The sequence below is a fragment of the Akkermansia sp. N21169 genome (assembly GCF_029854675.1).
Classification (GTDB): Bacteria; Verrucomicrobiota; Verrucomicrobiia; order Verrucomicrobiales; family Akkermansiaceae; genus Akkermansia.
The window spans coordinates 288890-301224 of sequence record NZ_JARWNC010000038.1 but is presented as its reverse complement, the minus strand read 5'-3'; the positions used below and the strand labels follow the sequence as shown (position 1 = coordinate 301224).

The following is a 12335-nucleotide window of genomic DNA, read 5'->3' as shown; positions in this document are numbered from 1 at the left end:
CACGGCGGGGTAGCCAAGTGGTAAGGCGACGGTCTGCAAAATCGTTATTCGCGGGTTCGATTCCCGCTCCCGCCTCCAAATTGATTTCATTTTAAAAGCCCCTATCCATTGAGATTGGGGCTTTTTTTCTTTCTCGTTCATCCAATTCGCCAGATTCTTCAGGAAACCTGTTGAGGTTTCAATATCCCTGCTATAAAACAACATCTCCGTTTCCAGAGCATCCGCGCCCATACGGGAGCCATAGCCCACAGAAACGGAGATGAACTTACGTCAGGTAAAAAAACGATTACCCTCTACGAGAACGCCGGCTTTCCCTCGTCGCCGGCGGGGAGACCTCTTCTCCTTCGCCCTCGCCGATGCGCTTCAGCGTTTCCCTAGACTTGGTAATCATGTCCTGCTTGCGAAAAACAGCAGCAAGACGACGGATCACCGTTTTATAAAAATCGTTATATTTCAGACGAGCCATGTTTTCCTCCGCTGTCTTGAGGGTCTCACCCTCAAGACTTTCCCAACCCTTTGCCAAATCGGCATAGACGGAGGCAGCCTCCTCCCACTTTTTCTTGCCCTCGTAGGCCTTGCCTACCACCATCAGAGAAGCCGGGATGTAACCATCGGCAAACGTACCTATCTTGCCGGCCAGTACAGATGTTTTCTTGGCTTCGTCAATGGCGGAATCCCATTGTTCTCCCGCCAGTTTGACTCCGGCGCCATGAAGCGAATCCCGCACCTCCTTCAACGCAGCCCTCTTCTCCATCTGCTGTCTGTATTCGGAACGTAGGGCAGCCACTCCGTTCTTAATGCTGCCGACCTCCAGAATGCGGGGCATATCGACACCCAGTGCCAGCGCCGCACCTTCCGCCCGGCCTGCCCACAGGATAGCGGGTTCAAGCTGACCGTCCTGCAACTTGAGTTGGGCAATAGCCAGCATGATTTCCGGACAGAAACGAAGATCCTCGGAAGTGGAGGAACGGAAGCAAATTAACGCATCCTCCAACGTCTTGCACAGGGAGGCAATACCTGTCGTGCCGGGATTTTTCAATTCGGGTTCGATGTCAAGCAGAGAGATTACCCCCCATTCCGGACTGGATGTCAACTTGGCATTGATAAGGAGAGTTCTAGCCAGTTCCCTGCCCTTGCGAGGCTCTCCTCCTTCCGTCTGCCGGGTAATCTTGTCCGAAAGAAGGAAAAGCCCGGCCACTTTCCTAATAAGATCAGGCTCCTTCAACGCATTGATATCCACCTTACCGTTCAATGAGTCAATCAATGTCTGAACCTCCTTGGTAGCGCCACGCTTGCTTGCCAGGCCGACGAGGGCATCCGTCGCCTGGGCGACGGCATGAGCATCAAAAGCAGAACCGGCTTTCACAATGTCGCCATACAGGGATTCAGCATCGGCATCATCGCCATGTCCCGCCATGGAGCCGGCCACATCAAGCGCATGCTTCAACACGAGTTTCCGCTCTTCGGCAGGCAAAGAAGCCGAGGAAGCAAGATCCCGGGTCACCAATGACAACTGCAACTTGCGGAATTGGGAACGAAGACCGCGGTTTTCCAATTCGGCGGCCAGCAGGCGGGTCGCAGCCAGGCGGGCTCTCGGGTCCTTCATCCATGCCATACGATTTTCCCAATCGGTAGCCGCTTGGAGAAGTTCTTCATTCGATCCGCTCCACAACTCCATCATGGAGGATAATTTGTCCATTGCCTCCTTCTGGCTCTCGACCGTAATGTAATGAGGTTCCCTCCACTTCCGTACTGTCGTATAGCAATATTCAATTCCCCAATACACAAACCCGGCAATGACAAGCCATAGAAACAATTTGAAGAGGCGACGCCAAATGGGGCGCTTCCCCCGTAACCGGGATGGGTGGCTAACTCTGGGTCTGTAGGAACTCATGCAGTTTAATGAGTCAGATATGGAGGAAGGAATCAAGCCTTTTAACGGCGCAAGCGCCTTGATGGAGCGGAAATACGCGGGAAGCCCGCATCTTTCCAGCATGCATCCGCTTTATCCCTCATATTCAAACCATCGTAGCATTTTGCCATATTCTTGAGGTTTTCCGAGCGTTTTTCCCCCTCCATCAAAGGAATAACCGCCAAAAAGGTATCGACGGCCATCTGCCACTGCTCTTTTTCCATATGGGCGTAGGCCTTGCACAAAGCCGTTTCCATGAAGAGAGGATTCTCAGGTGTCGTCTTCAAGTAATCGAATGCCTTTGCATAGGCCTCCAGAGCTTCCGGAGTATTGCCGCTAAGATCATAGGCCATTCCCAGATTCTTGAAGACGCGCCCGAGGGAAACGGTTTCTCCGGGAAACTTCGACTCCCTCAACTGGGCTGCCTGTTTCAAATACAGCAGAGCCTTGACCGGATCCCCCTGTTCAAGATAGGCACGCCCCAGTCCTTCGCAAGACTGAACCTGGGCTTCCGGACAGGTTGTAAAATCCACCGTGCGGGAAAAACACCCGATGGCTTCGGCAGGCTTGCTGCGCAACAGGTGAGTCCAGCCGATCTGATCATAAAGACAGGGCCAGAAATTGTTTTTGACATCGACGCGCCCCATGGCAACACCTTCGGCACGGTACAGGTTGGCAAGAGCCTCCTCATAGTCTCCTTGAGAGGAACGGATGCGGGCAAGGCCGCGCAAAGCGTCCAGGGTAAAACCGATGTCGGCATCATTCTTCCGCAAATTCTGCAATCCCGTTTGAAGCATTTTCTCCGCTTCGTCCAGCCGTCCGGATTCCAGAAAAGCTTCTCCCATGCATACACGGGCGCTGCCAAGATCCGACCCTCCATTTCCATCCTGTTCCGGCCAGAGTTTGAGCGCTTCTTCAAAAAGCGCTTTGGAACGGTCGGCATTCCCGCGAGTTCGTTCGATGCGGGCCATCATGGAAAGGATACGAGCCTGAACCATGCGGCCATTTGCTCCGTCCAAGGATTTCGCCTGCGCTCGGGCAATATCCAGTACTTTAAAAGCTTCATCCTGGCGATTGTCCGCCAGCAGAGCAACGCCGGCAGCCTGAAGAGCTTTGATTTTTCTGGGGGCTTGCGCAGCCTCCGTGTATCCGGAGGCAGCTCTTTGGAAGAATGAAGCGGCTTCGACCGGGCGGTTTTCACGCATTAACAAAGAAGCCGTCAAATCGGCTCGGGGCGCCCAGCGTGCAGCATCCGGAAGAGGGGCATCCGCAGGCATCAATTCATTCAAGAGTTCCAGGGCATCATCGGTTCGTCCCTGAGTCAGCAAATCGCGCCCCAGTCCCCAGGACACGTCGCGGAGCAGAACGGGGTCGTGAATCCACGACAGGCGCTCCTTCCTGTTTTTGACAAGACTGGCCAGAGAATCGGGGCCGGAAGCAGATTCCGACATAAAACCGGCCAGATTTTTCATCGCCTTCTCATCGCTTTGGAGAATCACTTTCTGCTGGGGCGTCGCGGCCCCTTCCTCCCATCCCTGATTATATCCCATGCGGAACGTCCCATACTGCAGAGTGGCAACCACCAGAACCAATCCGCCGACAATCATCCAACGAGTACGACGGGAAAGAGGGATCAACTGTTCCATATGACCTTGCATGCAGAGGTTAAGACACCGTTTCATCCCGTGAAAATCAAGCTTAAAAAGGGTCTTCCCATAGCTTCCCATACAAGTTTTTTATCATCATTCACTTTAGGAACGTCTCTCTCGTCCAAATCCCAACTTGCTAAAAACAAAGCATTTTCCATCTTTTCTCCGGGGCTGTCCACGAGAAGGCTTGAGCCTTCCCGCGTTCGCTGGCACAATACAACCAAGCCCCTTTTCCTATGCGTTCCTTCATCGCCCAATGCTGCGTAGCCGGTATCACCGAATGGGTTGTGTGCCCCGGGGCACGCAACACGGCCCTGCTGCAAACCCTTTCCACATGTCCCGGACTAACGGTCTGGACCCACTTCGACGAACGATCCGCCTCTTTCTTTGCTCTGGGCCGCATTCAGGACACAGGGTTGCCCGTAGCCGTCATCACGACTTCCGGCACAGCCGTTGCCGAACTCTATCCCGCTATTGTAGAAGCCTACTACCAAGCCCGCCCCCTGCTCCTCATCACGGCGGACCGCCCCGCCGACTTCCGGGGCTCCGGAGCACCCCAGGCCATCGAACAAGCGGAAATGTTCGGTATTTACGCCCCTACGGTCGACATTGAAAAACCGGAGGATATCTCCGAATCGCTGGTAGAAGACACATGGGACTACCGAAGCCCCCTCCACATCAACATCTGCCTACCCGAACCCGACCTCCATCCTTCCGCCCGCGTCGAAGAATTTTATCCGGCTCCTCCTCCGGAAATCGAATACCCCCGGCCGGCTCTGGCAGACCTTGCCACCGCACTCCGTACCCGTGGAGATCGTGGCATGGCCCTCCTGATCGGCGGACTCGACCCGGACGAACAGGATGCCGTCCTCTGGCTTGCCCGCGAACTGAAAGCCCCCGTCCTCGCGGATGCTACCTCCGGCCTCCGCGAACACTTGGATGAACTCTGCCTCCGGGATGGAGACGCCGTCCTACGCGCCACCCCTCCCCCTCTCGTACTACGCCTTGGAGATGTCCCCGTCGGCCGGTTTTGGCGCGACCTGGAGGATCTGCCCGGAACCGATGTCTTCTCGATCACTCGCACGGGATTCTCCGGCCTTGCCCGTCCCTCATCCGTCATCTGCGGCAACATTGATGCCGTCATCCAGGCGCTGGGAGACATCGATGCCGCCAGTGACGGCATGAACTTGCTTCGCGAATCCCGGAAACGCGAATCCCTCATCGAAGAGGCCATCAATGCCTGCGAGACCTCGGAACCCGCCCTCATCCGTGCCATTTCCCAATATGCCTGCCTGGCCGATTCCGTTTTCCTGGGCAACTCCAACGCCATCCGGCTCTGGAACGCCTACGCCCAGCACCGCATCCCAACCTCCAATGTCCGGGCCAACCGCGGGGCAAACGGAATTGACGGCGAAGTGTCCACCTTCCTTGGCAACTCTGCCTGCATGAAAGAAAGCTGGGCCGTCATGGGCGACCTGACCGTCCTTTACGATGCCAATGCTCCTCTCCTGCTTCCGCAACTCGACCCCGGGAGGAGAATACTCGTCGTGCTCAATAACCGTGGAGGAGGAATCTTCCGGCGCCTCCCAGGAGGAAACGCCCTCAGTCCCGCCATGGAGCGCATGCTTATCCAGCCCCAGTCCGTTTCCTTCCAACACGTCGCCTCCCTCTGGGATGCCGCTTACATCCGCATCAACTCGGCGGATGAAATCGGCTTGCTCGACGAACTGCCCGAAACCGGATTCGCCATCGTCGAACTTGCCCCGGAACACTCCCAGACGGAAGCATTCTACCGCATGCTCGGACGATAAAGCCATATCACCGCTCCCTCCATCGCCACTTCCAGCCCCAATGCCTTCATGACGAATCCACATGCCAGCAAGCCCATTATCTATAAAGACAGGTACACCGGCAAAGAAATCCGGGAACAAGTCATGGCGGAAGCCGCCCTACGCTGGATCTATGGAACCACGACCGGCAAAATCGCCCTGCACGGTCTCATTAAGAGAGCCATCTTCTCCCGTCTTCTGGGCTATATGAAAAATCGTCCCTCCAGCAGGAAGGACATCAAACCGTTCATCGCCGAATACGGCATTCCCATGGAGGAATCTATCCTCCAGGCACACGAATTCGGCTCTTTCAACGAATTTTTCTACCGTCGTCTCAAACCCCAGGCCCGCCCCGTCCATCCCGACTCGGACACTGCCGTCTTCCCCGCCGACGGCCGTCACATGGGCTGGCAATGTGCCGCCGACATGCGCGGAGTCTTCATCAAGGGACAAAGCTTCGACCTTCCGGCCCTTCTCGGCAGCCGGTCTCTCGGGGAACAATATGCCGAAGGCTCCGTCATCCTCTCCCGCCTGTGTCCGACAGACTATCACCGGTTCCACTTCCCCACGGACGGAATCCCCGGGGAAGCCCGCACCATCCCCGGTCCTCTCGCCAGTGTCTCCCCATACTGTCTGCGCTGCCGCCTCTCCTGGCTTTGGACCAACAAACGAGTCCTCACCCTCGTACAAAGCGCCGAATGGGGCCAAGTAGCTATCCTCGAAGTAGGAGCTACCGGCGTCGGAGGCATCAAGCAAACCTATATTCCCGGAGAACCCGTCCGCAAAGGAGATGATAAAGGCTACTTCTACTTCGGAGGTTCCACCGTCATGACGTTCTTCGAACCGGGGCGCATCCGCCTCGCCGACGACCTCCTCGAAACCTCTTCCCGCCACATGGAACTCTTCGCCCGGCAAGGCGACATCATGGGCTTTATGACTTCCGACTAAATTCAATCAATTCTCATGGCGAAAATACTCCCTCTGCTTCCCCCTACACGGAAGAAGACGGTAGCGGGTCTTGAACGTGAACGTACATCGTATCGCGGATATTCAACAGCAGGTATTCCCGGGCATCCATCACGCAGGTCAGCAAGGCTCCTCCATCACGTTTGATCACAAACGGTTTGACGAAATTATCGCAAAACAGCCTGTTGCCGCGTCTTTGACACTTGAACAGGAAATTACCGATTCTCAGAGATACCTCTTTCGGGATTTCTTCCGGTTCGCGACCATTGCATTCCAGAAAAACAAACTTCCCGCTCTCATCCTTTCCAAAAGCTTCCACTCCATAACTCAGCCACTTCACGACAAGAAACTCATTGTCAAAATACAATACATGAAAATGCCGTGTCTCGGGTTCATCGAGAAGATACCCATTTCCTCCGAAAAGGATATATGATCTTTCCCAAATAGGGTGTTTCATCCGGACGACATATTCCCAGCAAGCCTCATCATCGCTGATTGTGTAATTGCAAAGCTTGAAACGCTCCGACAAATAAGCCTTGTGCTCACTGGAACGCATCATGGAAATTGTGGAAGCATTGATCAGGAGATGGAAGTTGTCGAATGAAGACTCGTTCCTGTCGAACAATCCATGCCGCTGCATGAGCATATCCAGAACCTGGTCTTCATTCTGCCCGAACTTGACGCCGGAATCCAAGCCATACTCTTGTGCCAATTCCGAGAGTTTTTCGCTGTCCTTCTCACAATCCGCCAATTCCTTCATCACGGCTTTTGAGAAGATGGATACATTTCCAATAACATTGCTGTTGTGACTGCCGGTTACAAGCCCGCCATAATCTGTCTTCGTCAAAGAATTTCTGCTATAAACCACGGAAGAGTAATCTGCCGGATATTTTTCATGCAATTTCACGCAATCTCCAACGTACGACAACGAATAGAAATCATCATCGTCAATCTTCACGAACAAGTCGAATTCATCCAGGTCCACATCACGGATGGGATCAATCATATTGGATAACTGATTCTTGTTGGGAAACAACCTCAAAACGAGCTTTCCACTGTCAATAAATGGCTTGAACTCATTCAACAAATACACATTAAACTGGTATTCATCCAGGCCCTTGACGGCAAAGAACACACGACAGTTCTCGTAATTCTGCATCAAAGCCCAGTACAACTGCCGCACAAGGTGCTCAAAACGGTTGTAGGAACAACAGATGATAGCAACACGGGGATGCTCCGGGAGAAATGGCTCCGCCTGGAAATCGAGATTGAGCCTGCTCAAAGCTTCGATCACGGACTCATCTTCGATTCTTGATGAGACAACCTTATCATTCCACTTGATGAAAAAGAGCCTCTCGCCCTTTCTCTCAATTTCTCCCAGAAGATAACGGTTCTCATTTCTTTTCCGGACTGCATAGGCATGACCTTCACGAACATAGCAGGAAATATCCCCGCTCGTCACTAAAGCTTCCCGGTCATAAACGCGGTAAATCATTTCCATCTCCGGCATCTTCAACCAATGAGACGTAATCACATTGTTTGATTCCAGAGGAAATCTGAATTTGTCGTGCGAAAACCGCTTATCGTCGCAATAATCCAATCCACGCTCCCGGCAATAATCATAAATCAGGAGATCGTCACATCCGCGTACCGGCAAGTGTGCCTCGACAATTTCCTTGACCCTCTTCCTGGAAATCAACAGCCCCGCACCGCCGGAAATCGTCATGCGATTGTCGTATCCGGCACTGATAACTTCTCCCCGCAATCCGACATCCTCCTCATCATCAACCAGGCGGCACAAACGCGCCAGATCGACAAAAGTATCGTCATCGCAATCGAAGATATAATCGAACTCCTTGTTTTCCAGGGCATATCGAAAGATCCTCCAATGTTTGTCGGGCAAATACTCATACTTGTCGGAACAATCCACCTCCACAAGGTCATCCTCCGCCTCCATTGGAGTATCGCTATCCGGTTTTCCATAAAAAAAGACATACTCTACATTGAGGTTCTTCTCCCGGATATCCCGGAGCCAGGTCTTCCTGAGAGTTTCACGTCGCTTCCGGTAAGCTCTGGCCGTAGCAATCGTAAGTAATATTTTTTTGTGCATCATTCACGTTTCCTATCCAATATTCCGTTTCATCACCATGCGGTACAGCCCGTCAATAGTCCGGGCTGTCGTAAACAATCAGCTTAATACATATCCCCGGAAAGGACTATTCGCTTTCTCAATAATCGGCAAAATCAATTGATAATCGTCTCGGATCTTTTCATAGGAAGGATCCATCGATACCAGTCGTAAATCCCGACGGGACGGCTCTACTTTTTCCTTGAAGCCTTCCTTCGGAATTTTCAATTTATATTCAAACGATGATATCTTGTCGTGATCCAAATGGACGATCTTTTTATTCCCGGGCGGATTTTCAACAAAACTGAAATCTACCCAATCATTCACATCAAACCCGATATTGCACAAATCCGGAGAATATAAACAATTGTCGTACCCACAGCTTATTCCACATCCGTTCATATAGATTTTCCCATCCACATACGGCGTCGTAAACCAATGGTAGGCATTAATTTTATAGGCACACGAAGGATCCTCCTCCATCCTCCTTGTTAAAATATCATAACGTTCCTCCAACCTTCCCGGAACATAGATCTGGTCACTGTCAATCTTGGCAAACACGACTTCTTTCCTGTCCAGACCCTTTAATGCCGCATTAAAGGCAAATTGAGTAAACATCCCAAAGTTTTGGAAATTGTGCTGTTTCTCCTCGTGGCGTGTCTCATAATAAGGATGACCAACAAAATAGGTTCTGAAGGGATAATAAAATAACTCGATATCGCACACCTTATCCAATTTGAATTTATTGACCGCATAGCGCACAGCATCAACCGAACCATCGTCGTTTGAACCGTCGTGATAAACAACCGCAATCCTGTCATAAAATTCATACGTCGATAATAAACAAGGTATGATCGTATCAACATTCCTGAACAACCTTAACATTCCAGCCTTTATCATAATTTTATCAATTGTTTGATGTTTAGATAAATCTATTTGTTCAACACGCTAGAAACACTTCCTATCACCATTCGAAGCAATCTTGACAAACAATGGAAAAAACGCACTATATAAAATCAATGTACACGGCACTAATATAAGCGGAAAAGTCGAACTAGCAAAGCGACCGTCAATAATTCCTAATTCTTTACAAATACCGAAAATAATGACCCCACATATATCGCCACAAAAAATAACAGAGTACCAATAAATACTTTTCGCCTTTTTCGAAAATTTAAAATCATATAATCCATATATACGAATATTAAATTTAAGGAAAACAGGAAAAGAACCATAAAAAAATAAATATAAAATAAATTTATACGGATCAAATTTAAAATCAATCATTGATATAAAATAACATAATATAAAATCAACAAAAATAAATAATACCAACTTCACTATTATTAATAATGCAAATTTCATATATTTATAATTTTATTCATAATCATACACAACAACTTGAATTATTGCACATTTGTTCTGCATCTGACCTAGATTTTCTAAAAGTTTGATCCCTGCCAATTACCTGTCCATGCCCCGGATTTGCTCTAAAAGGGAAATGTAGTGTGTTCATGGTTAATCAGGTATATAGGTCTCTATTTTTACTTATCCCGATAAAAAAATAGTACTTTATATGTTTCCTTGTCGATTAAAAAGCAGAAATTACATCCCCCTAATTTGAGTTTTTTATCATCGAAAGACTTCTTTTTTACTGTCGCAGTGATACAATTTTCTAAATCAATATTTAATTTTTTTGCTTTAATAATTCTTTTAAAAGCAATAGCATCAAACTCTGATATATTCTTGTTTACGACGATTTCTATATTTCCCCATTCTTCTTTTTCTTTTATTTTATTGCCCCAATACTCATTTAAATATTTTTTATTTCTTTACTAATTTCAGCATTGAGATCAATGCTCTTATTTGAAGAAAACGCTGGAGGAATCATAATTGCAAGTAAGACGATAGGAAAATAGATTTTTTTCATATATTTAGTAGCTGTTAATTCCAATTCTTTTAGGAATTACATTATCATTGTTGTGATTATACATTAAGACCTTTCCTAATGGTGTGCCAAGATATCCATCTATGTCATAAAAGTTTGCATAGTTGAAGTCTGCATTTGAAAATTCTTCAGTCTCATATTCCCTATCATCTAGACCATCTCCATCATTGTCTATGAAAGCCCCATGCGTGTGCCAATACGCGATTTCAAGATAGCATTTAGGACATGGCGCGTCATGGAGAATACAAGAATTAATGTTTCCTGGAGCTTCAGTATATATATATTCGGATTTCCCTTTTCTTTTGCATATCAATCCACAATATTCTTGGTCATTATTAATCGAATCTTGAGACCACTTCTGTATGGCGGCTCTCGCTGCGGATGACTGATTAGAATAAAGCCCCAAATAATCTATGTATAAAATAGGAGAATTATTGACAAATTTATAAAGATTAATATCCCCATTTTCTCCTATAGGATCTCTATTCACCCACCTTCCATCCAAAGGATTCAGGTGCCTATAATTGTAATACACCAATCTCAATGCTCGCTTATAGATTCCAAAAAGGATTGTTTTCCCCTTGGCTCCTCTTCCTCGTTTTCCTTGTACTCTTCTCGCCCCCAGGTAACACTCATCCAATTCAAAGATCCCATTACGGCAAGTATTCTCCTGTTCGCAAAGTTTTGCCAAACGTGTACGTAACATCTTAAGGATTCTATTGACTGTATTGTAATTTAGACCTGCAGGAGCAGTAATTTTAGTTGTTTTCATATCGATAAATAAACATACGAATGAGACAGCTGAATTGATACCCTGAAATCCGTGAATGGAAAATATATTCATCAAGAATATATTATATTATTGAATTTACTCAGCTAGTCATGAGACTTAAATTTTGTTTGCGTTTTTATTATTAGTTGAATTGAAAATGCAATCTACCATTTCAGTCATTATTTAAACAATTTTTCCTTTTATCAACCAATCACTGAAAGAATCAAACAACTCATTCCATTTGTCTTCTCTCTCAAATATATCAGGAATTGGATACATTTCCATATTTAACCCATTCTTTATTTTAGTCCTAAAAAAATTACCTTTTTTCATATAATAGATAAAATCAAAAACGTCCTTTTTTATAATTTCATTAGACACAAGAGAGTGCATATTATTTTCGAATTCAACATCTCTTTCCATACATCCAACATTGACTCCTATCCAATAAAGAATAAGAGTTCTAGAAAAATCTTCAATAAATAAACTCTTATCACTATCACTTGAGTTTACATATGTTTCAGAAAATTTATCTAAATATATTTTAAACATTTTCTCTATTATACAAAAATAAAATCTGATTTCCTCTCTAGAGGGATTTCCTCCATCATAACTCATTACATTTTTTTCTTTATCACTTGAAATCCAATTATCAAATTTTGAAAAATCATCAAATTTATTATTTTCCTTAAATTTATCTTTTAGCAATATATTTAAATTCTTTCCATTGTTTTCATTACCTGAAAAAAAACAATCACCACGCACAACCATATTTAGCACCGAATTTAAATTAAATATATAAAAATTACTTTTGTATTCATACGATTTATTGTAAAATTCAATTATGTTTTCTAATAAAATTTCTAAAACCTCATTTTCATCGAATTTATTAAATAAAAAATATTTTCCTTTACTGTTTTCGTCATGATTCTTAATATTATTAAGAATAAGATTGGGAAAAAACACCCCCCAATAATAAGCTAATCTTGACGCAGACTCGTAGAATTTTGACTCCAAATAATCTTGAGTTGAAATAAACTTTTTTTCTTGATTATAGAATAACTCGTATTTTATCGCATAGGATCCATTTACATTAGACAACAATAAAACTAAAAAAACAATAATTTTCAT

Annotated in this window: 8 protein-coding genes, 1 tRNA gene and 1 pseudogene; 3 read left to right on the top strand and 7 right to left on the bottom strand. The window is 46.8% G+C overall.

Translation table 11 applies throughout. From position 1 onward, the window contains the following. The first annotated feature begins 3 nt into the window (after positions 1 to 3). Positions 4 to 78: transfer RNA gene (locus QET40_RS07685), tRNA-Cys, on the top strand. A gap of 208 nt (positions 79 to 286) precedes the next feature. Here QET40_RS07685 and QET40_RS07680 read toward each other — a convergent pair. Genes QET40_RS07680 through QET40_RS07670 form a run of 3 tightly spaced genes read right to left on the bottom strand, consistent with a single transcriptional unit; the run spans position 287 to position 3740 of the window. After that, a complete protein-coding gene (locus QET40_RS07680; protein ID WP_280126582.1) occupies positions 287 to 1894 on the bottom strand; it encodes a hypothetical protein in 1608 nt (535 codons plus the stop codon). 41 nt (positions 1895 to 1935) lie between these two features. Then, complete coding sequence (locus tag QET40_RS07675; protein WP_280126581.1) at positions 1936 to 3570, bottom strand: tetratricopeptide repeat protein; 1635 nt, start codon at positions 3568 to 3570, stop codon at positions 1936 to 1938. A gap of 20 nt (positions 3571 to 3590) precedes the next feature. Further along, positions 3591 to 3740, bottom strand: a complete 150-nt coding sequence (locus tag QET40_RS07670) for a hypothetical protein (protein ID WP_280126580.1) — start codon at positions 3738 to 3740, stop codon at positions 3591 to 3593. Between the two features lie 57 nt (positions 3741 to 3797). Between QET40_RS07670 and menD the strand changes: the two genes are divergently transcribed. Together menD and QET40_RS07660 are read left to right on the top strand one after the other, a co-directional pair. Then, the gene (menD, locus tag QET40_RS07665; protein ID WP_280126579.1) at positions 3798 to 5372 is read left to right on the top strand and encodes a 2-succinyl-5-enolpyruvyl-6-hydroxy-3-cyclohexene-1-carboxylic-acid synthase; all 1575 of its coding nucleotides are present in this window, start codon (positions 3798 to 3800) and stop codon (positions 5370 to 5372) included. A gap of 48 nt (positions 5373 to 5420) precedes the next feature. After that, positions 5421 to 6338: a phosphatidylserine decarboxylase gene (locus QET40_RS07660; RefSeq protein WP_280126578.1), complete on the top strand. Its 918-nt coding sequence runs from the start codon at positions 5421 to 5423 to the stop codon at positions 6336 to 6338. 43 nt (positions 6339 to 6381) lie between these two features. Here the strand turns inward: QET40_RS07660 and QET40_RS07655 are convergent, their stop codons facing one another. The 4 genes and pseudogenes from QET40_RS07655 to QET40_RS07635 form a co-directional block, all read right to left on the bottom strand. After that, entirely contained in the window at positions 6382 to 8469 is a 2088-nt protein-coding gene (locus QET40_RS07655; protein ID WP_280126577.1) for a hypothetical protein, read from the bottom strand. A 75-nt stretch (positions 8470 to 8544) separates the two neighbouring features. Continuing rightward, the gene (locus QET40_RS07650) at positions 8545 to 9384 is read right to left on the bottom strand and encodes a hypothetical protein (protein WP_280126576.1); all 840 of its coding nucleotides are present in this window, start codon (positions 9382 to 9384) and stop codon (positions 8545 to 8547) included. A 1034-nt stretch (positions 9385 to 10418) separates the two neighbouring features. Then, positions 10419 to 11171, bottom strand: a pseudogene (locus QET40_RS07645) (DUF4329 domain-containing protein); the annotation flags it as partial. A gap of 216 nt (positions 11172 to 11387) precedes the next feature. Next, a complete protein-coding gene (locus QET40_RS07635; RefSeq protein WP_280126575.1) occupies positions 11388 to 12335 on the bottom strand; it encodes a hypothetical protein in 948 nt (315 codons plus the stop codon).